The organism is Streptomyces sp. HUAS MG56 (assembly GCF_058673395.1).
The window spans coordinates 563,568-583,845 of record NZ_CM178722.1 but is presented as its reverse complement, the minus strand read 5'-3'; the positions used below and the strand labels follow the sequence as shown (position 1 = coordinate 583,845).

Annotated in this window: 18 protein-coding genes; 4 read left to right on the top strand and 14 right to left on the bottom strand. The window is 70.3% G+C overall.

What is annotated here, in order from left to right; genetic code table 11:
• Positions 1–15: 15 nt before the first annotated feature.
• Positions 16–318: a hypothetical protein gene (locus AC4OXY_RS02885; protein ID WP_356038496.1), complete on the bottom strand. Its 303-nt coding sequence runs from the start codon at positions 316–318 to the stop codon at positions 16–18.
• Positions 319–571: 253 nt separating this feature from the next.
• A complete protein-coding gene (locus tag AC4OXY_RS02880; protein ID WP_362818082.1) occupies positions 572–1,090 on the bottom strand; it encodes a P-loop NTPase family protein in 519 nt (172 codons plus the stop codon).
• 225 nt (positions 1,091–1,315) lie between these two features.
• Between AC4OXY_RS02880 and AC4OXY_RS02875 the strand changes: the two genes are divergently transcribed.
• The gene (locus AC4OXY_RS02875) at positions 1,316–2,677 is read left to right on the top strand and encodes a (2,3-dihydroxybenzoyl)adenylate synthase (protein ID WP_491993057.1); all 1,362 of its coding nucleotides are present in this window, start codon (positions 1,316–1,318) and stop codon (positions 2,675–2,677) included.
• 8 nt (positions 2,678–2,685) lie between these two features.
• Here the strand turns inward: AC4OXY_RS02875 and AC4OXY_RS02870 are convergent, their stop codons facing one another.
• Entirely contained in the window at positions 2,686–3,342 is a 657-nt protein-coding gene (locus AC4OXY_RS02870) for a TetR/AcrR family transcriptional regulator (protein WP_362818118.1), read from the bottom strand.
• A 156-nt stretch (positions 3,343–3,498) separates the two neighbouring features.
• Here AC4OXY_RS02870 and AC4OXY_RS02865 point away from each other — a divergent pair, with 156 nt between their 5' ends.
• Complete coding sequence (locus tag AC4OXY_RS02865) at positions 3,499–4,338, top strand: patatin-like phospholipase family protein (RefSeq protein ID WP_491993056.1); 840 nt, start codon at positions 3,499–3,501, stop codon at positions 4,336–4,338.
• A 359-nt stretch (positions 4,339–4,697) separates the two neighbouring features.
• Here the strand turns inward: AC4OXY_RS02865 and AC4OXY_RS02860 are convergent, their stop codons facing one another.
• From AC4OXY_RS02860 to AC4OXY_RS02825, 8 genes are all read right to left on the bottom strand, one after another.
• On the bottom strand, positions 4,698–5,579 hold the full coding sequence (locus AC4OXY_RS02860; RefSeq protein ID WP_491993055.1) for an alpha/beta fold hydrolase: 882 nt from the start codon (positions 5,577–5,579) through the stop codon (positions 4,698–4,700).
• Between the two features lie 201 nt (positions 5,580–5,780).
• Positions 5,781–6,971, bottom strand: coding sequence for a cytochrome P450 (locus AC4OXY_RS02855; RefSeq protein WP_491993054.1), 1,191 nt, complete (start codon positions 6,969–6,971; stop codon positions 5,781–5,783).
• A 187-nt stretch (positions 6,972–7,158) separates the two neighbouring features.
• Complete coding sequence (locus AC4OXY_RS02850; protein ID WP_491994772.1) at positions 7,159–7,845, bottom strand: hypothetical protein; 687 nt, start codon at positions 7,843–7,845, stop codon at positions 7,159–7,161.
• 294 nt (positions 7,846–8,139) lie between these two features.
• A complete protein-coding gene (locus AC4OXY_RS02845) occupies positions 8,140–8,658 on the bottom strand; it encodes a hypothetical protein (protein WP_362818091.1) in 519 nt (172 codons plus the stop codon).
• Complete coding sequence (locus tag AC4OXY_RS02840; RefSeq protein WP_491993053.1) at positions 8,655–11,522, bottom strand: CHAT domain-containing protein; 2,868 nt, start codon at positions 11,520–11,522, stop codon at positions 8,655–8,657. The genes AC4OXY_RS02845 and AC4OXY_RS02840 overlap by 4 nt, the downstream gene beginning before the upstream one ends.
• Positions 11,515–12,690 carry a tetratricopeptide repeat protein gene (locus AC4OXY_RS02835; protein ID WP_491993052.1) on the bottom strand — a complete coding sequence of 392 codons (1,176 nt, stop codon included), beginning with the start codon at positions 12,688–12,690 and terminating at the stop codon, positions 11,515–11,517. The genes AC4OXY_RS02840 and AC4OXY_RS02835 overlap by 8 nt, the downstream gene beginning before the upstream one ends.
• Before the next feature lie 130 nt (positions 12,691–12,820).
• Positions 12,821–13,342 carry a maleylpyruvate isomerase N-terminal domain-containing protein gene (locus AC4OXY_RS02830; RefSeq protein ID WP_491993051.1) on the bottom strand — a complete coding sequence of 174 codons (522 nt, stop codon included), beginning with the start codon at positions 13,340–13,342 and terminating at the stop codon, positions 12,821–12,823.
• A 470-nt stretch (positions 13,343–13,812) separates the two neighbouring features.
• A complete protein-coding gene (locus AC4OXY_RS02825) occupies positions 13,813–14,130 on the bottom strand; it encodes an ArsR/SmtB family transcription factor (protein WP_356038468.1) in 318 nt (105 codons plus the stop codon).
• A gap of 109 nt (positions 14,131–14,239) precedes the next feature.
• Here AC4OXY_RS02825 and AC4OXY_RS02820 point away from each other — a divergent pair, with 109 nt between their 5' ends.
• Positions 14,240–14,542, top strand: a complete 303-nt coding sequence (locus tag AC4OXY_RS02820) for a putative quinol monooxygenase (RefSeq protein ID WP_356038465.1) — start codon at positions 14,240–14,242, stop codon at positions 14,540–14,542.
• Positions 14,543–14,589: 47 nt separating this feature from the next.
• Here AC4OXY_RS02820 and AC4OXY_RS02815 read toward each other — a convergent pair whose 3' ends face one another.
• Complete coding sequence (locus tag AC4OXY_RS02815; protein ID WP_491993050.1) at positions 14,590–14,979, bottom strand: winged helix-turn-helix transcriptional regulator; 390 nt, start codon at positions 14,977–14,979, stop codon at positions 14,590–14,592.
• Positions 14,980–15,018: 39 nt separating this feature from the next.
• On the opposite strand from AC4OXY_RS02815, the gene AC4OXY_RS02810 reads away from it, so the two are divergent.
• Positions 15,019–16,527, top strand: a complete 1,509-nt coding sequence (locus AC4OXY_RS02810; protein WP_491993049.1) for an MFS transporter — start codon at positions 15,019–15,021, stop codon at positions 16,525–16,527.
• Positions 16,528–17,595: 1,068 nt separating this feature from the next.
• Here AC4OXY_RS02810 and AC4OXY_RS02805 read toward each other — a convergent pair.
• Positions 17,596–18,105, bottom strand: a complete 510-nt coding sequence (locus tag AC4OXY_RS02805) for a DinB family protein (protein WP_356038456.1) — start codon at positions 18,103–18,105, stop codon at positions 17,596–17,598.
• A 1,372-nt stretch (positions 18,106–19,477) separates the two neighbouring features.
• On the bottom strand, positions 19,478–20,179 hold the full coding sequence (locus AC4OXY_RS02800; protein WP_491993048.1) for a hypothetical protein: 702 nt from the start codon (positions 20,177–20,179) through the stop codon (positions 19,478–19,480).
• Positions 20,180–20,278 lie beyond the last annotated feature (99 nt).

The following is a 20,278-nucleotide window of genomic DNA, read 5'->3' as shown; positions in this document are numbered from 1 at the left end:
CCAATGTTAGCAATTTCATAGGCATGGCGAGGAGGACGGGACGGTACGAACGTGCGGTGGGGTCAGTCCGGCCGGCTCCAGGCCGCGGCCGGAACCGGCGAGGCGGCGGGCGGCCTCGGTGATGGCCAGCCGGCCCTCGGCGGACCGGCCGCGCAGTTCGCCAAGGTCGAGGACGACCGGCCCGCTGCCGCGGGCGACGACCCAGCCGATCGCGCCGGAGAAGCGGCGTACCGCGTCGGGGCCGCTGCGGGGTGCTGCTGGGGGCTGAGGATCAGCAGGGCCGGGGCCACGACGTGGTGCCGCTGTCCGATGCCCCATTCCAGCAGGGCCTGCTCGGCGGTGCCACGGGCCACCGGGACTGTCCTCGGCAGGGTCGACGCCTTGGACATATGACGGTGCGGCGGCACCTCCAGCCGCGTACGGGCTCTGCGAGGGAAGTTGAGGGGTCGTGTCCGTTCCGCTGTGTCAGGCGAAGGCGCGCACGACAGGCGCTGGCCTGCCCCCTGGTGCTTGAACCGGCGAGAGGGGGCCTGCGTTGTGATGAGGCTGGGGGCCGAGACGGCCGGTCAGGTCAGAGCGATGCCAGCCACGCACCGGTTTCGTCGGGGTGGCGGAAGCGGATGGTGTCGAGAGGGGCGAAGCGGGGGTCGTGGACACGGCGTTCGACCTCGGCGTGGCGGGACGCGTGCTGGGACCACGCCCACCAGGCCGGATGCTCCCGTGTCAGCCAGTCGGTCCAGGTCTCCCTGTTGCCGCCGAAGAGAACCTCGCGTGTGATGGTGCGCCGGAGGGACCGGCGCAGCACGCGGGGCATGATGACACGTCTGGGATAGTCCAGCCAGATCACAGTGTCGGCCCGCTCCCACAGCTGGTCGCGGACCTCGGGATGGCCGAGGGAATCGATGACCCAGCCGGGCTCGGCGGAGAGCCTCGACACCTCCTCGGCGAACCTGTTGTTCACCGCCCAGCCGGGGCCGTTGAAGTACAGAGCGTCCATCTCGTGGTACCGCAGGCCCAGACGACCGCTCAGGGCCCGGGAGAGCGTCGACTTACCCGCACCGGTCACTCCCACCACCAGGATCCGCTCCACAGAGGCACCTTAACCCTGGCGCGCACTGCCGGGCCGACGCGGTGATCTCCGGGCCGCCGTTGGTCGACCGCACCGCCGCACCAGGCAGTTCCTCGGATGATCCTCTACTGCCCGACCCGGGATCGTATCCACGACACTGACGATCGGCCGGCGCGGACGGACACGGATGGCGCGGGACGCGTACGCACGGTCGGCGATCCACGCCACCAGGAAGGAGTCCGCACCATGCTGGACGGCTGCACCCCGCTCCTGCCCGAGATCAACGGCCGCTACTACGACCACGGTTACTACCAGGGCGCCGCCCTGCCCCAACTCCTCGCCGAGCACGCCCGCACGTACGCCACGCGCACCGCCCTCGTCCACGGCGATCGTCGCCTCACCTACCGCGAACTGAACCGCCGCGTCGACCGTGTGGCCGCCGGGCTCACGCTCCGGGGCATCCGTCCCGGCGACCGGGTCATCGTCCAGCTTCCGAATGTGCCCGAGTTCGTCATCACCGTCTACGCCCTCATGCGGGCCGGTGCCCTCCCGGTGTTCGCGCCCACCTCGCACCGCGCCGACGAGATCGGATGTCTCGCGCGCCTCACCGAAGCCGCTGCCTACATCGGCCCCACCCTCCACCGCGGCTTCGACCACGCCGCAATGGCCGCGGAGATCAGCGTCGACCATCCGCGTCTGCGCCGTGCCTTCACCCTCCACGACCCCGGAGACACCCGAGGAGGCTTCGCCACCGCGCCCAGCGGATGCCTGTTCTTCCCCCTCCACTCCGTGGACGCGCCGCGCGACCCGGACCGCACGTACAACCCCGACGACGTCGCGTTCTTCCTGCTGTCGGGCGGGAGCGCCGCCGCACCCGAGCTGGTCCCGCGCACCCACAACGACTACGCGTACCAGACCCGAGCCGCAGCCGAACTGATCGGCCTCGGCCCCGAAGACGTCTACCTCGCGGCCCTCCCGGCCTCGTCCAACCTCACCTTCGGCTGTCCCGGCATCGTCGGCACCCTCGCCGGCGGCGGCACCGTCGTACTGATCGACGAACCGGACCCCGCCGATGCCTTCCGTGTGATCGAGACGGAGAAGGTCACCGTCACCACCCTCGTCCCCGCCGACGCGCACCTGTGGCTGGACGCCTCCTCGACGGCCGGCGCGGGCCTCTCCAGCCTGCGCCTCATCCAGATCGGCGGCGCACGCCCCCACCCCGAACTGGCGGCGCGCATCCCGCAGGCCTTCGACTGCCGTCTCCAGCAGGTCTTCGAGATGGCTGAGGGACTGCTCTCGCTCACCCGCCTCACCGACACCGACGAGGTCGTCCGGCACACGCACGGTCGCCCTCTCTCGCCCGGGGACGAGATCCGCATCACCGACTCGCACGGCAGCGACGTACCGGCGGGCACCCCCGGACAGCTCTGGACCCGCGGCCCCTGCACCCTGCGCGGCTACTACAAGGCCCCCGACCGGAATGCCCGCGCCTTCACCGCCGACGGCTTCTGCAGGACCGGTCTCCTCGCCCGCCTCACCGAAGACGCCAACCTCGTCATCCACGGTCGCATGGACGTGGACTCCGCCCTGGCGAGCCCCGGGAACTGAAATACCTCTCAACGCCGCCTGTGCGGGCCCAGATTGAGCAGGACCGTGCCGAGATGGGCGGGCGTGAGGGCCGGTGTCGGCAGAGGGGGCGTGGCGGGGTGGGCGCGCAGGCCGTCGAGGAGGAGGGCGAGCGGGCGGAGCCAGGCATCCGGAGCGACCGTGGTGAGCGCGGGAACAGCCCGGCCCAGGGCTGCCAGCGCGAAGAGCAGGTCCTCGGTGGTGAGGTCCGGGCGGATGGTGCCCTGCTCCTGACCGCGCCGGATCAGCCCGTCGACGGTGGTGCGGTTGTGGGCGTGGATCGCCTCCAGGGAGGTGACGCCTTCCAGGTTCGTGGTCATCAGGTCGTTGGCGCCGCGGTCTGCGGCCAAGCCCGTGAACACCGCGCATAGGTACTCCGTCAGTCCCGTCCACGCGTCCTCCGCGGTTCGTGCCCGCTCGCCCGCCGCCGTGGTCTCGGTGAGCGCATCCCGGAAGACCTCGTCGACGAGCGCGGCACGGCTCGGAAAGTGGCGATAGAGGGTGGCGTTGCCCACGCCCGCCCGCCGTGCGATGTCATCGAGCGGGGCATCCAGGCCCTGTTCGGCGAAGACCTCGCGGGCCTTGTCCGTCAGCAGCTTCCGGTTGCGCAGCGCGTCGCGGCGTCCTGCCGGTGGACGGTCGCCCATCATGTCTCCCTCACCTCGACCCCCGTACCGGGGAACATTCCCCGGTACGGATGCTATCGTCAACACGGCAACCGGGGACTACTCCCCGTTTCGCTTCCCGCGGACGCGCCGTTCGCGGGCGTCATGGGCATGCCGTTCACGGGGCAGGGGGGAAACGTGTCCGACACAGCACTCGTACTCGGCGGCGGCGGACCGGTGGGCGGGGCCTGGCTGGCCGGAGTGCTCGCAGGGCTCACCGAAGCTGGGATCGATCTCCGCAGCGCCGACGTCGTGATCGGCACATCCGCCGGTGCCGTCTTCGGATCCCGGCTCCTGGCCGGCGTCCCGGCCGCGGATCTGTACGAGCGTCAGCTGAAGGGAGCGGACGCGGTCCAACTGCCGGTGACCGCGCGCCAGACGGCGCGCTTCCTCTGGGCGGCGCTGGGCTCCCGCGATCCCCACCGATCCGTCCAACGCCTCGGCCGGGCAGCGCTGCACGCCAGGACCGGCCCGGAGTCGGACGTCTTCGACACGGTCGGCACGCTTCTGGGCGACGTCCGCGACTGGCCCGAGCGCGAGCTGCGCATCACCGCGGTCGACGCACGGACCGGACAACTCGAAGTGTTCGACTCGCGCTCCGGAACGACACTCCTCGAAGCGGTCGCGGCGAGCTGCGCCGTACCCGTCGTATGGCCGCCCGTCACCGTGGCCGGCCGACGCTGGATGGACGGCGGCAGCCGTTCGACCGCCAACCTCCAGCTGGCACGCGGGTACCGGCGGGTGCTGGCGGTCGTGCCGATCCCGCAGGCGGTCGGGCCGCATCCGAGCGCGTCGCGGCAGGCCGCGGAACTGTCCGACGACGGCACGCGCGTCCTCCTGCTGTCACCGGACCGCCCTGCGCGACGCACGATGGGCCGCAACCTGGCGGACGACACCCGGCGCCCGGCCGCCGCCCGCGCGGGCCACGCCCAGGCCGGTGCGGTGGCCCCATCGGTGGTCGACATCTGGCAGGGGTGACGTGGAGTCAAATGTGCGTGGCCCAACATTCCTCGGCTGCCTGAGTCGAGGTCGTCTGCCGTTTGGCGCGAGGAAGGTCCTTGTGGAGGGCACCTGGGGTTCCGCGGGTTCGCTCACTCGATCGACCTGCTCGCGGCGTCACTGCGGCGGCTCGGCAACGACCTCGGCACCCTGCCGCCCGACAACGGCGCGCTCCTTGCCCACGCCGTGCCCTGCGGCCGGCCCGCAGGGCACGGCCCCCGCGGTCGACCCCGTCGCGTCGCTGCCGTACGATCCCGCCCATCCCATCCCGGCCGAGCCGTTCGAACTGCGCACGGTGCTGGATGTGTTGGTCGGTCTGCCCGCACCGCCGTGCACGCTCAGCTGGTGTGGGCTCCCACGGCATCGATGAGTACGGGCCAGAGCTCGCGTGGGCGGTCGTGCCCCATGTCGGGGACCAGAAGGAGCTTGGCGCCGGGCACCAGGTCGGCGGTGCGTTGCCCGCCGCTGACGTCGATCAGCGTGTCGTCCAGGCCGTGGATCACCAGGGTCGGCACCCGCAGTTCCCGGAGTGCGTCTGCGCGTGAGCCGCTGAGGATCATCGCTCCGAGCTGACGTCCCACCCCGGCAGGGTAGTAGGCGCGGTCGTAGCTGTCGGCAGCCAGCTTTCGAACGGCCGCGGGGTCGCCGTAGCGCTTGGACGCCCACACCAGTTCCCGATCCGCCGCGGCGATGTACCCCTCGCGGTCCGGCGGCTTCGGGCTGAACAGCGCCGCCTGGGCCTCGGGGCTGGGCCGGCCGTACTCGCTCTCACCCGTCGAGGACATCATCGACGTCAGTGTCAGCACTCGCTCCGGCTGGGTGATGGCCATCGTCTGGGCGATCATGCCGCCCATCGACGCGCCGACCACGTGAGCGCGTTCGATGCCGAGCGCGGCGAGCAGGCCCAGGCCGTCGTCGGCCATGTCCTGCAATCCGTAGGGAACCATCGCGAGGGCGGAACGGATGTCTCCCGAGCTCACAGCGGCGATGAACTGACTGATGTCGACGGGGCGATCGTCGAACCTGGTGGACAGGCCGCTGTCGCGGTTGTCGTACCGGATCACGAAGCGGCCACGCTCTGCCAGCGCACGGCAGAAGTCCTCGTGCCAGGCGATCATCTGAGCGCCGAAGCCCATCACGAGCAGCACAGGGGGGTCGCCGGGGTCGCCGAAGCACTCGTAGGCGATGGACACTCCGGGCGACACGTCGACGATCGGCATACTTGGATCTTGCCAGGACCGGCTGGCGGAGCGCACCCGGATTGTCGGTGCCCCCGCCGCACGACGGCCGTCGTCCCGGCGGCCGTCGTGTCACTCCCGGTCGGGTCCAGGGGCCGGTCCTACCGCGCTCGGGTCGCCGGCGGCGAGTCCGGACACGCGGTCCTGGGGCGTGTCCCCGGGCTTCGTCTCACCGGCGCGCGGTCACGCGTCCCAGGTGACCGGGAGGCTCTTCACCCCGTAGATGTCCGCGGTCTCCGGGCGCAGGCCGACCTCTTCGGCGGGGACGGCCAGGCGCAGCGTGGGGAAGCGGTTGAGCAGTGCGGGGAACGCGACCCGCATCTCGACGCGGGCCAACTGCTGTCCCAGGCACTGGTGGATGCCGTGACCGAAGGCCAGGTGCCCGCCGTCCTGCCTGTGGAGGTCGAGCAGGTGGGGATCAGTGAAGCGCTCGGGGTCGCGGTTGGCGGTGTTGTACGACAGCACGACCGTCGTGCCCGCCTCGATGGTCTGTCCGCCCAGCTCGATGTCCACGAGCGCGGTCCTCATGAACGTCTTGGCGACGCTCAGGTACCGCAGCAGTTCCTCCACGGCCCGGTCGATGAGCGCGGGATCGGCACGCAGCGCGGCCAGTTGCTCCGGGTTGCGCAGCAGCGCGAAGGTGCCCAGCGCCAGCATGTTCGCGGTGGTGTCGAACCCGGCTGCCAGCAGAATCAGAGCGATCCCCCTCAGCTCCTCCTCCGTCAGATCGCTGTCGGTGAGGTCGCTGAGTACGTCGTCGGTGGGGTTCGCGCGCTTGGCGGCCACCAGCCCCGCGAGGTATTCCTGGGTCGCGGTGTAGGCCGCTATCAGCTCCTCCTCGGTTGTCTCCCCGCCGAGGAACGCGTCGATCTGTTCCTGGAAGGAACCCCGGTCCTCGTACGGCACCCCCAGCAACTCACAGATGATGATGGCGGGGATGGGCTTGGCGAACGCGGTCACCAGGTCCGTCGGCGGCCCGGCTTTCTCCATGGCGTCCAGGCGGGCGGCGGTGATCTGCTCGACGCGCTCGGTGAGCTGTTGCATCCGCCGTACCGTGAACTTGCCCATCAGCGGCTTCCGGTAGCGCCTGTGCAGTGGGTCGTCCGTGAGGAGGAACTCGCCGGGCGGTGCCGGAGGAACCTCGAAGTCGCCCACGTTGAGAAGTTCCTTGCGTGAGCTGAACCGCGAGTCGGCCAGGACCGACCTGACCAGGTCGTATCCGGTGATCAGCCAGCCGGGTCTGCCGCCGGGGTGGGTGTAGCGGCTGATGGGGCCGTGCCGACGGGCGTCGATCAGCTCTGCCGGCGGATCGAAGGGGCACCCGGGCCGACGGGCCTCCGGCAGAGCTGTGACGGTGTGGAGCGATTCACCCATGGCCGTTCCTCATCTCGCGATAGTACGTGTTTAACACGGCTCGAAAGCTACGGCGAGTTCGGAATGGCTGTCAATCAATCAAACCTCATTTCCCCAGGTGAATGGCGGTAAATTGATGCAATGGCGCTGCAGCCGAATGCAATGCGGCGTTGCAATGGACTGCGGAGGAAGGCAATGCTGACGGCCCTTACATGTGGGCGCTGATCACGCCGCCGAAGCTGAGCACGACGTATACGCCGTTGGCGTCGAGCCCGACGTCGTGCTGGTTCGCGTCCAGCGTCCCGTCCACCGCGCCGTCGTTGCCGAGGATCTGTGCGCGGTACCGGTCGTCGCCGAGCTTCGTGACCTTGGCGGTCCAGCCGCCCGCAAGTTTGAAGGTGCCCGGTGCCTGGTGTCCGCCGCCCATCCAGGAGTGGATCTGGCCGTCCAGCGTGAGTACGACGAACATGTCGTTGGCGTCGAGCCCGGCGTCGTGCTGGTTCGTCTCCAGCGTCGCCAGGACCTCACCGCCGTGGACGATCTTGGCGCGGTAGTGCTGGGTGCCGAGCTCGTAGATCTCGGCCTTGCTGCCGTCCACCAGGGTCCGGGTGCGGACCGGGGACGCCTTTCCGGTCCCGGAGGCGGGTGCGGTGCCGGAGTGATGCGCGGTGGCCGTCGACGTCGGCACGCCGGCCTCGGCGTTGCTGGGCGCATCATCGTTACCGGCGGGGCGGGAGGCGGAGGGGGAGCTGGAGACCTTCTTCCCCGAGCCGGTGGCGGCGTCCTTGGCCCCGCCCTGACAGGCGGTCAGCGAGAGTGCCGCAGCGGCGGCGACCGCCACCAGTGCGGCGGAACGGGCGGTGCGGGCGGTATGGCGAGTACGGCGCGTGGTCATGATGGAGCCCCCCATGGGATACCAGGATGCGGCACTTCCACCTGCTCCCCCACAGGGCGGCAGGCCGGATCCGCAGTTCGTCACACCCCGTCAGATGGCGTTTGAACGCGAGTTGTTCATCGGGTTCTGTCCGCATTTGGTAACGAGGGTGACCTGGTGGCCGGCTGCCGCGCCGGGTTGAGCGGCAAGGCGAGACGAGGTGCGGGGGGACGTACGATCGTCCGGGCCTCGCCGGTCCTCGCTCCCGGCTCCATGCCCCGGCCGGTCCGTCGGCTGGGCGAGTACGGGTGGTGACTACTGCCGGGACCAGCCGAGCAGACGGGCGACGGCGGCGGCCAGCTCACGCAGTGTGGACCCGTCGGCGGCCTCCTTGCCCAGCCGGAACTCGAACTCGGTCTTGCCGCCGCCTCGTTTGAAGCGGATGTCGACCTTCGTCTGGAGCCAGGCCACCGTACCGGCCAGAACGACGACGCCCGGAACGGCCAGTTCGCCGCCGAGCCGCGAGTCGTTGGGTGGATCGGCGAGCAGCTCGGCGGCGAAGTCCGCACCGGCGGGCTCCTCGGCGAGCACAGCGAGCAGGCGGCGGGCGGCGGCAGAGGCCGCAGCACCCTCGGGGACGGCCGTGGCCGCCTGCGACTCTGACTCCGGCCGGGCGCCGCGCAGGGCGTCCAGCAGGAGGAGCGCCTCCTCCTGGTCCAGCGGCATCGAATCCGCGGCCGCGCCGGTTGTCAGCTCCTCCGTCAACTCCTGGAGGATGAGGATGACTTCACGGTCTGTGAGGTCTGCCTGGGCGAACGGCGTCGGCGATGTCACCGGATTCTCCAATCTCCGAAGAGCGCGAGCGCGGCCCAATGGTACGGGTGACGCTGCCAGGGCGTGTCGTAGGGCGTGTCGTCCCCCGCGAGCATCGCGCGCTGGGCATCCCACAGCGCCCGCCAGGGTGTTTCGGGGGTGGTGGACAGCCGGCGGTAGAAGTCCGCGAAGAGCCGTCGTGAACTGGTGTCGTCCACGTCCCACAACGTGCCGACGACCGACCGCACACCGGAGGCCTGAAGGAGGTGGGCCAGCCCCTGGAGGTCCCCGGTGCTGTGCAGATCGCGGCGTGCCGTGGAGCAGGCGCGCAGTGTGAGCAGGTCCAACCGCAGCCCGGCGTCCAGTACATGACGGGCGGTCAGCAGGTGCCGGAGCCGGGTCCGGATCTCCACCTCCGGTGGGTACTTGCTCGGGCGCTGCCCGTCGTGGGCCAGCAACAGCCCGGAGTCGAGCGGCTCGGCGCGGTCGAACCAGCCGTGCCCGGTGAGGTGGGCGACGCGTGCGGCGCGCAGAGCGGCCAGTACGGCGTCCGGGGTGGCGGACAGCCGGCCGACTTCGGTCACCGCGTCCCGGCCGGCGTGCCCGGGGGCGATGAAGTCGATGTCGTGCTCCAGGCGCTCCGGGTCCGGGTCCTCCTCGGCCGCGACGCCCGAGACCAGGACGCCGCCGTCGGCCGGAGCGGGGGGCCGGGCGACCGTACGCAGCAGGGCGGTGGCGCTGGACACCTGAACGACGGCGTGGCGGTGGGCGAGCGGCGGCCGGCCTCCCCGGGCGTCCTCGTCCGCCGACGGCAGTGGCAGCGCCGCCAGGGGCAGTGCTTGCAGCGCCGGGTCGGCCGCGACACAGAGCAGCTCCCGTCCCGTCACCGAGGGCAGGAAGGCCAGCAGCCCCGGCGCCAAGTCCTCGAAGAAGTCCAGCTTCCGGCGCCACGGCCGCCGTGCCGGAAGCGGAGGCAACGGCGGGAAGGCGTCCGCGTCCCCGTCGAAGGCCCGCCGCAGCCGTCCCGCCGCACGCTGCATCTCGTGCCCGCCCAGCGCTGATTGAAAGACCGTCAGCCGTCCGGTGTCGGCGTGGACGACGAAGATGACGCAGCCGCCCTCGTCGCCGCTCTCAGCGCAACAGAAGTAGGAGACGAACGCGCAGTGGCGGGCGTCCGGATCCGCTGCCAGGCAGGCCCGCAGTTCACGCAAGGTCGCCGGTGTCCCGGGCACACCCGTGGGCGCCGAGGCCCCCTCGGCCCACGCCCGGTACTCCTCATGGAGATCGAAGGCGAGCTCGACCGCCCCGACTCCTTGCGGCTCGCCCTCCGGCTTTCCCTCCGGCACGGCGAGCCCGGCCCCGTCGTGGTCGAGCAGCATGCCGATCAGCAGGCCGTAGCACTCCTGGTGCCGCGTCACCAGCGCGGACAGGTCCTCCCGCGCCTCGCCGCCACGTCCGGAGACCGTACGCCGCAGCTCGCAGCGTCGCGCCCACAACAGGTCGAAGGCCGCCTGCCGGTCCGCACCGCCGCCCGATCGCGAATCCGCGCCCGCCCCGCCGGCCTCGCCCGCCCCGTCCGTCCTGTCGGTCCACAGCGTCCTCGCCAGCCGCACCTCAAGTCGCAGCAGCGTCGCCAGATCGGCCCGGCGCCCGAGCGCCTCCCGCCGCAGTACCCGCAACGCCGCGGCCGCGCCGCCCGTGTCTCCCGACGCGGCCAGCGCCTCCGCCTCGGCCAGCCGGAACGGCAGATGATGCCCCCAGTACCGGCCGTCCTTGGGGAACGAGTCGCGAAACACCTGCGCCGTGCGCAGCAGCAGCTCCGCCTCCGGAGCCCTGAGCCGTTCCATGCGCGACGCCACCATCCCCATACCCTGCGCGATGGCGTCCCGATTGACCGTCATCGACTTCAACAGGCCCTGGAAATACGCCTCCGCGGCCCCCGCGTGGTCGTCCTCGTCCACCAGCAGGTCCCCGAGCCCGACCCAGGCCTCCGCCGCCCGCAGCACGCGCGGGTCATCGACCCCGGCGTCACCGGCCAGCTCCAGCGTGCGCCGGAAGCAGCGCCGGGCCGCCGCGGCGTCCCCCGCCTGCCGGTACGCCTCTCCGAGCCGGTTGAGCGCCCGCGCCCGTGGTACCGGTCCGGCGCCCACCGCCTCGGCGCGGGTCAGTACCCGGCGGCACTCCCGCACCGCCGGCCGGCTCCGCCCGGCGGCAGCGTGAGCATCCGCCAACTCGCTTCGAATATCGAGCTCATCGCCGGTGTCCCCGATCGACGACACGGCATCGAGCGCCGCCCGGTACTCGGAACAGGCGCGTTCGTACTCGCCCTCCGCCCGGTACAGCCCGCCGCGTAACCGGTGCAGGCGCAGCCGCAGGCCGGGCTGGATCACATCGTCGGTGGTGCCGATCTCCCGGGCGAGGCCGTCCAGGATCCGCAGTGCATCGCGGTGACGCCCGGCGGCCCCCATGGCCTCGGCGACCCGCCACTCCATCCCGAACATCCGCCCGACGGCATAGGAGTCCGGGGGCAGCGTAGCGCCCGCGGACCGCACCAGTTCCAGGGCGGCGTCCAGTCGCCCCTGCGTCATCAGCCTGGAGGCGTCCCGCTCGATGGGTTCCCAGGTGTCGGCGGACTCCGCCCCACGACGCCGGTCGGCCTCCCGCAGTGCCGGTGTGAGCTCCTCCACCAGCGACACATAGAAGTCCACCAGCGCCGCCGCCTTCGCCTGCCCGGCCCTCTCGAAGGCGCGCCGCCCGTCCTGCAACTCCCGTACCAGTACGGCGAGATCGATGCCCGGTGCATGAGTGAAGAGCACGTACTCGGCTCGCCGCAGACTGTCCGCCTCCATCAGCAGCGCGGCAACGCGCCGCTCGCGGTCACCCACCCACGCCCCCCGCCGGATTGCCGATCTCCGCGCCGACGGTACGCGCGGCCAGCCGTACGGTCTCGCGATCCTCCTCGGTCTCCGAGGTCGCCAGCGCGAGGCCGAACTGCCGCCGTGCCTCGTCGCGTTCGCCGAGGTTCCAGAGGAACTGCGCGACGTGGAAGTGGGTGTGGTGTCCCGCCCGTGGAGTGGCGGCGAGTTCGAGGGCGAGCCGGCGCGCCTCGTCGTAGTCCCCGCGGCCGTCCGCAGCCCGGCCGTACACGGCGAAGAGCAGGCCGACCCCGAGCTGCTCGACGTGCGGGTGGCTACGGAGCTCGCGGCGGAGCTCGTCCTCGGCACCGGGGTCGCCGTCGGAGGCCCGGCGGCAGATGTCGTCCCAGCGGCGCTTCAGCTCGCCCGAGCGCTCGCGGAATCCGGGGTCGGTCACCTGCTCGCGCGCGGCCGCGAGCACCGGCGAGTCCGGGGCGACCCGCTCCAGCCGGCGCAGAACCTCAGCCGTTCCGTCCTGGTCGTCCGCCAGTATCCGTGCCATGCCGAGGAGTTCCAGTCCTCCCACGTCGTCCGGTGCCTGGGCGTGGATCCGCTCCGCGACCTCCGCCACCTCGGACGCGGTGACACCGCTGCCCGGCTGCTGAGCGAGGGTGGCCAGGATCCGGCACAGCTCCTTGAGGTCCGCGAGCGAGGCACGGCCCTGGGCGGCCAGCTCCCGGTAGGCGTCCGCACGGACCTCCAGCAGGCGCTGCTCCCTGCCCAACTGACCGCGCAGTCCCTCCAGTTCCGCCAGCCGTCGGCGGACGATCGGGTAGGCCGGATCGTCGTCACGGCAGCGCCGGGCGCACTCCTCCATCACATGGGCGCATTCGTCCAGGCGCCCGGCACTCATCAGACAGGAGGCCATGTTCAGCCGGACGCGTGCGGTTCCCGGCAGATGCTCCACCAGCAGCCGCCAGAACGTGAGCGACTCGGCGTACCGGCTGGCCTGCGCCAGGCCGATCGCGTAGCGCTCGACCGCTGCCGGGTCGGCGCCGGACGCGGCGTCGGACAGAACGCCCAACCACCGCTCCCGGTCCGGAGCGGATCCGGCCTCCTTCACCCCGCGCAGGGCCTCGTCCCCGCGCACGTCCGGCCTCGCCAACAGCCACGGCCAGTCCACGTGGTACTCCGCCACGGCGTCACCCCCGTCTCCTCCGCCACGGCCTTCCTTCCCCTCCTGCATACCAGAACGCCACTCTCCACCACGAGGGCGTTCACGGCCGTCCGGCAGGTCCTCGATGAAGCGGTCGGCGCACCGTCGCGGCCTACGGCTCCGGGTCCCAGTCCACGAGTTGATCGAAGAGACGTCGGTTGCCGCCGAGCTTCAGGGAGTCCAACGGAATTCGGCTGTAGAAGGCGAGGACGAGCTCACTGGCCATGCCTCGGGCGGTGGCGTCGGCCGCGTCCGTGTCCTCGTCGGTGGTGGGGACGGCGGGCATCGTGCCGAGTGAGGGCAGGCGGGCGACCCGTGCGCCGTCGCCGGAGAGCCAGCTGTCCAGCGCCACCTCTTCCGGCAGCGGCTGCGGGGCGCCCACGGTGAGCTGGGCGTCGTAGGTGTGCACCGCTGTCTCGTGGAGCTGACGCCGGGCGGCGCCACCGCAGGTCCGTGGCGGCTGCGACTTGCCCCACCACGCCCAGCAACCGCGATCCGGGCCGCCCTCCGCAGCGAGTCCAGCAGCTGCTGCGTCAGGCCCCGCGGCGATGGTGGCGGCCCAGGCGAGGTGCCCCTCGCCCAAGTTCGCACCCGCATCGGCAGCCGCCCCCTCGCTGACACCGCATCCGGTCACCCGGGGCGCGTAGGCAAGCAAGCATCGCGTGGAGGTCAACACCGGGCAACCAATGGGGTGTTGGAATACGTGGGACGTGCGCGAGGGGATGAGAGAGGGCAGGGCGCCAACGCCTTCGCACGCGATTGCACGCGCGCGGCCTCGGCGACGCTGATGCCCGGTGGGGCTCTTGGGGGGCTTCCGGCTCGCGATGCCGACTTCGTCGCGGACCGGTGATCGCACGCCGCCGTGAGCGTTCGCGCACTGCGGTGAGCTGAACGGAGTTCTCGTTCGATTCCGGATCGCCGACCATGGTTTCGCCGTCTTCTGGCTGTTCGGGTCACGCGATCAGGAGACGTCGCCGTGGGACCGCCGTGACACGAGGCTCCGTACGGGAGTGGTCATGGCTGCCGTGATCAAGATCGGAATCCGGCCCGTACCGGGTGCTCATGACTCTTCCGCTGTACGTCCGCGGACCACCGTCCCCGCGCTCACGATGGTGTCTCGGCGCTCACGATGTCCAGGAGCCCGGGGAAGCGCAGCTCGATGTCGGTCCGGCGGAGGCTGGCCATACGGCTGTTGCCGCGGTCGACCTGCCGGATCAGACCGGCCTCGCGCAGCGTGCGGAAGTGGTGGGTGACCGTCGCCTTGGACACCGGCAATCCGAACGAGCTGCACGTCCGCGCGGTGCCGTCGGGCGCGAGCGCCAACTCGCGCACCACCCGGCGGCGCAGCGGGTCCGCCAGCGCGGCGAGCACCGGGCCGAGCTCGATCTCCTCGACGGACGGGTGGCCTTCTTCGTCGCGCATACGAGAGTCTCCCGGTCACAGCCCTAAGGTACGGCTTGCATCATACCTTTCCATTTCGCTAGCGTGCCAAGGTACGAATCTGATCGTACCTATGTAGAGGGAGAGACCCATGACTCAGCCGTTCACCCTCGTCGGCACTGCCCGCCCCAAGCTCGAACGGGCCGCGGAGCTGAAGCAGTTGCTGCTGTCGTTCGTCGAGCCGACCCGGCAGGAAGCCGGCTGCCTGGAGTACCACTTCCACGAAGATCGCGACGAACCCGGAGTCTTCGTGTTCTACGAGGCATGGCGTTCAGAGGCAGATCTCGACGCCCACCTGGCCCTCCCGCACATGCGGGCTTTCTGGGAACGGCGCATGGACTATCTCGAAACCGACCTTGAGATTCGCTTTCTCACCATGCACAGCCCTTATTGACGCGAGGGGGCAGGGCTCTGAGCAGACATCGGTCGCGCAGGTAGGTGTCAGGAAGCCGGTGTCGTGGTGGCGTCGTAGGTGGTGCGGGCGGCGGTGATGTCTGCTCGGTGGCGCTCTGCCCAGCCGACGAGCCCGGTGAGGGTTGCGTGGAGTTCGCGGGCCATGGGGGTGAGGCTGTACTCCACCTTGGGCGGCACGGTGGGGTAGACGGTCCGGACGAGCAGGCCGTCGCGTTCCAGCTTGCGCAGGTTCAAGGTGAGCATGCGTCGGCTGATGCCTGCGATGCTGCGTTCCAACTCGGTGAACCGAACCGGTCCATGTGCGGCGGCGACGAGGATTCCGATGCTCCACTTGCCCGCGACGTGGTCGAGGACCTCGGTGATCGGGCACGCCTCGTTGCCGACCTGGTCGGACACATCGGTGTGACTGCGTGACATGAAAGTGCCTCCTTCCGCGGCACGTCATGGTTACAGAACATGACTGCTGTAACAAGTCGTGCACCATTGGAAGGAATTCACGTGCGCAGATCCAACGCGGCAGCAGAGACATCACGTTGGTCGGCCCTGGCCGTGTTGTGTGCCGGGCAGTTGATGGTCATCCTCGACGGGACCATCGTGAACGTGGCCCTGCCCTCCATCCAACAGGACCTCGGCTTCTCCTCGTCGGGCCTGGCCTGGGTGGTCAATGCCTATCTGGTCCCCTTCGGCGGTCTGCTGCTGCTTGCCGGGCGGCTCGGCGACCTCATCGGACGCAAGCGCGTCTTCATCGCCGGTCTGTGCCTCTTCACGGCCGCCTCACTGCTGTGCGGTGTGTCCCAGGAACCGGCGGTGCTGCTCGCCTCCCGGTTCGTGCAGGGCATCGGCGGCGCGGTGACCTCCGCCGTCACCCTCGGCATGGTCGTGACCCTGTTCCCGCAGCCGAAGGAGCGCGCCAAGGCCATCGGCGTCTACAGCTTCGTCCAGTCCGCCGGTGGCTCGATGGGCCTCCTCGCCGGCGGCGCCCTGACGCAGGCCATCAGCTGGCACTGGATCTTCTTCGTCAACGTCCCGATCGGCATCGTGGCCGCGCTGTCGGCCGGGCGCGTGCTCGCGTCCGAGCACGGTGTCGCCCTCGACAAGGGAACGGACGTCGTGGGCGCGCTCCTCGTCACCTCCGCACTGATGCTCAGCGTCTACACGATCGTCGAGACCACGGACTACGGTTGGACTTCCACACACACGACCAGCTTCGGCGCAGCGGCACTCGCCCTGCTCCTGGCATTCGTCGTCCGCCAGGCAAAGGCAACCCACCCGCTCCTGCCACTGCGTGTGTTCCGCGCACGCAACGTCTCAGGAGCGATGGGCATCCAGGCCCTCATGGTGGCCGGCATGTTCAGTTTCCAGTTCCTGTGCGTGCTCTACCTGCAGAAGGTGCTCGGCTTCGACGAGATACACACCGGCCTCGGCATCTTCCCGGTCTCGGTCGCGATCGGCGCCCTGTCCCTCGGCCTCTCGCCCAAGCTGATCGCGCGCTTCGGCCCCCGTGCCGTACTGCTGCCAGGACTCTCGCTCATCGCGGCGGGTCTCGCCGTCCTCGGCCGTGTACCGGCAGGCGGGAGCTACGCCGTGGACGTCCTGCCCGCCCTGCTGCCGCTCGGCATCGGCTTCGGCCTCGCGATGCCGTCTCTGGCCACGCTCGCGATGTCAGCGGCCACGCCCCAGGACTCGGGGATCGCCTCCGGCATGTTCAACACCATGCAACAGATCGGCAGCGCCTTCGGCCTGGCGGTCCTCAGCACGCTCGCCACCTCGCACACCGAATCCCTGCTGGTCGACGGGTCCACCAACACCTCAGCGCTCACGGGTGGTTACCAGCTTGCCTTCCGCATCGGCTCGGGCCTCGTCGCCGTCGCTCTTCTGCTCGCCGCCACCGTGCTGCGATCCGTTACCACAGTGCAGCGTCCACTGGCTGCGACGAAGCCGGCCGCCGAGAACGCCACTCGCTGACCAGGCGGCGGCACCGCCCCGGGCCGGGGAGCATTCCGTAGTGCCTCACAGGGCCTTGGCCTGCAACAGCTCGGCGCTGACTCGGTCCCGCCGATCTCGACAGGCACGGGCCGTGAAGCGGCGCTCGTCGCGGCGGCGTTGGTCCCGCCCCGTCTCCGGCGCCAAAGTGTCCGTGCTCGTCGCCGCCCGCCTCGTGGGCCGTGAGTACCGGCTCGATCAGCTCGCCCGGCGGGTCCTGGTCGATGTCGGCCCAGGCCGGGACCATGAGGGTGTCGGCGCGCGTCGGGTGGTCAAGTCCGTGGTCGGGCTCCAGACGAAACCGGCCGACCTGCACGGCACTCGGCCCGCAGACCGAGAAGCGGTGAGGGAGGGGAGCGTGGGTTCGTGCGGGTCCGCTCGGGCTGCGGCCTCGGCAACCTGAAGGCGCTGGCGTACGAACCCGGGCTGGAGGCTCGCCCGGCATCGGTCGAGGACCGTGCCTCGCTGGACCGCTCGCTGGCCGGCGCGGCGGCCTTGATCAACTGTGCGTCCCCTCTCGCCGCGACGGGCGCCGCTGCGACCGAGGAGGCTTGGCGGGCCGGTATCCCGTATCTCGACGTGGCCACCACGACCGAGGCCAACGCCAACACCTGCGCGCACTTCACCGGCCAGGCCCCGGCCCGGGCCGCAGGGACGGTGATCGTACCGGTCATGGCCTTCTTCGGTCACTTCGGCGGCCTGCTGATCACCACGGCGATGGGCGGGTGGCCACGAACGACGTGCCCGACTTCCTGCACGCGCTGTCGCCACACATCACCGTGGAGCCGCCTCCGTAGCGGGCCGCACCGTTTCGGGCGTGGGAGTGTGGAGCGCAGTGCCCCGAGCGGGTGCCGGGAGCACGGCCGTGTGCAGCGGTACCCGTCGGGGCGGTCTGAGGAGACCGGTTTCTCGAACCACCCGCCCCCTTTGCCAGAGAGGCCGGCGACCACGTGGCCCGCCTGCTACGAGCAGCATGACCACTGTGGCGAGGCTGTGATCTCCGAGCCCTTGAGGGAGGGGGGAGCTCTGTGTCCGGTGCCGGTGCTCGGGTCAGGCGCCGACCGTGCCGTCCACGCCTTCGCGGAGGAAGTCCGCGTGGCCGTTGTGGCGGCCGTACTCAAGAATCATGTGGAGCATCACCATCCGCAAGGAAACGTCCTCGCCCCAGCGCGGCTGGTGCCCGGCAAGGTCCAGAGACTCGGCGCTCCGCTCGATGCGGCGTGAGTGCTCGACCTCGGCCTCCCACACCGCGAACGCCTCCTCGGCGCTCGCGTCCGTGATGTCGTAGGCGGCCTGGAAATCGAATTCCTTCTGCGACCAGACCATCGGGGCGGTGTTGTCGTCGAACACCCTGCGAAACCAGGCACGTTCGACCTCGGCCATGTGGCGGACCAAGGCGAGCAGCGAGAGGGTCGACGGCGGGCTCGACCGCTCCTTGAGTTGTTCCTCCGTCAGGCCCTCGCACTTCATCGCGAGCGTCGCCCGGTGGAAGTCCAGGAACGCCCGCAGTGTTTCACGCTCCGTACCGAACAGGGGCGGGCCAATGCGTTCGAAGGCCATGGTGGGTTCCTCTCAATGGCGAGTCCGGGCTCGAACATATCCCGTCTCGCCGACCCACTGCAGCGTGCCTGAGTGCTTCACGTGTGGCGTGCTTCGGTCGGTTTGCCGAGCGGATGAGTACGGTCCCCTCAGTGCACCTTGCGTCGCCGCGCTGGGTGCTGGGGGGCTCTTTGGGTGATTTGTGTGGAGGATGGTCCTCTGTTTGGTGGTTCGTTGATTGTTGGGTGGTCTGTAAACCATATGTTCGGCTTCGGCGCCAGCGGTGGCGGCGCTGGTGCGCAGGGTTTGTTGCTGTTTTTGCTGGCTGTGTTGTCGGGAGGAGCTGTCGTGCGAGTGGCTCGGTCTGTTTTCGCTGCTGCGACGGTGGCGGTTTCTGCCTCTGTCATTGGGTTGCCGTTGTTCTTCACGGATTGGGTGTCGCGGGGTTCGGGGGTCGGGCAGGTTCGTATGGTCGGTGCGGTGGGGGCTTCGTGGGGTGAGGGTGGGGCGTCGGGGTTGCCGTTTGCGGATCCGGGCTGGGAGGGGGCGGGTTGGTCGTGTCGTCGGTATGAGGGTCCGTATTGCGGTTGGGTGAGGGCGTATTGGGGTGGGTGTGACAGGGAGTGGGGTCTGAGTTTCGGGGTGAAGGATCCCGCTGTGTTGTGTCCTCTTGATCCTCGTCCGACTTCTTCTGGTGCGGCGAGTTCTTCGGGTTCGCCGAGTCCCTCTGGTTCGCCGGGTTCTTCGGGTTCGCCGGGTTCTTCGGGTGGGTCGGGTTCTTCGGGTGGGGGTGGTGGTTCTTCTGCGGGGCTGGGCAGCTTAGAGGGCCGCGGCCGTGGGGCTGTGTCGGGTCGTTCGGCCGCTTCGGGCGGTCTCGGCGCTCTGCGGCATCGCCGTGGGGGGCGGTTGGTTCAGGCGGGTTCTGCGGGGAGGCCTGCGGTGGGCGGTGGTGCCGGTGGTGGCGCGCGTTCACCGGAGGTGCGGCAGGGGGAGGCGGGCGTGCCGTCTCCTGGTGCCAGCCTGCATGCCGGGGCCGGCGCAGCGGTGGCGGAGGACGGTGGCCGGGCCGAGTGCGCAACGGGTCTTGCCGAGGCTGCATGCACGGCGGGTCTTGCGCAGGCGATTCTTGCCGCTTCGCGGGATGACACGCTGGTGTGTTCGGTGGCCGGGTGGGCTGTCGGAGACGCGTGTGCGGGTGCGGCGCCGTCCGGGCGTGGCCGGTTCGACTCTCTTTTCGGGGGTGGGGCGTTCGGTGGCTTGTACGACTGGGGTGCCGGCATCTCTGGTTCCCGACCCGGAGTGCGGGAGTGTCCGACGTGGTGCGGCAGCATCTCGGGTTCCTGACGTGGTGTGAGGTCGGGGACCGGGGTGCTGCCGTCTTTTGGGGCGGGTGTCAGTCGTCGGAGCGGTGTCGGCGGTGCCAGGCGGTGGCGAGCATGCCGAGGAGCATGAGCAGTCCGCCTGCTGCGATGAGGATGTGCTGGGTGCTCAGGAGGCCGGTGCTCCAGCGGGCGGCCGTGTCCGCGGGGGCGTCTTTGCGGGGTGAGGGGGAGGTGGAGGGGCTGGTGCCGCCGTGTGGACCGGCGCGGTCTTCGCTGTCGTCGTCGTGGTTGTGGTCGTTGCAGTGGGCTTCGGGGAAGGGGAAGGCGCGTTTGTGGTTGTCGTAGGTTTTCACGACGAAGAGGGGGTGGATTCGGAAGAAGTCGCGGATGGCGAATTCGTACTGTCCGGAGGTCTGGGTGGGGTAGTTCACGCTCAGGAAGGTGGAGACGGTGAAGGTCGACCAGGGCTGTTCCGGTGACCAGGGTGTGGATTTCGGGGTGCCCTGCAGGACGAGGGCTTCGGGCCCGCGGTGGCCGTTGGTGAGGAACGCTCTGATGGTCGGTTCGATGAGGACGACGCGGCGGTGGCTGCGGCAGTCGCGCCAGGGGTTGTGGTGGTCGTGGTCGCGGTCCCCTTCGTGCAGCCGGACAGAGGCGGGGGTGTGCCGTGCGGTCGCGGTCGCGGTTGCGGGCGCGGTGGCGTGGGCCGGTGAGGATGCGAGGGCGATGGCTGCGCTGGCCAGTGGTGCTGCGACCCAGGGGCGATGGTTCATCCGGTGACCTCCGTGAGTGGCGGGCGCGGGCAGCCTCCTGCCGGCCGGGATATCCGAATCCTGGTAGAAACTATGAGAAATCAGCTCGTCATATCGTTA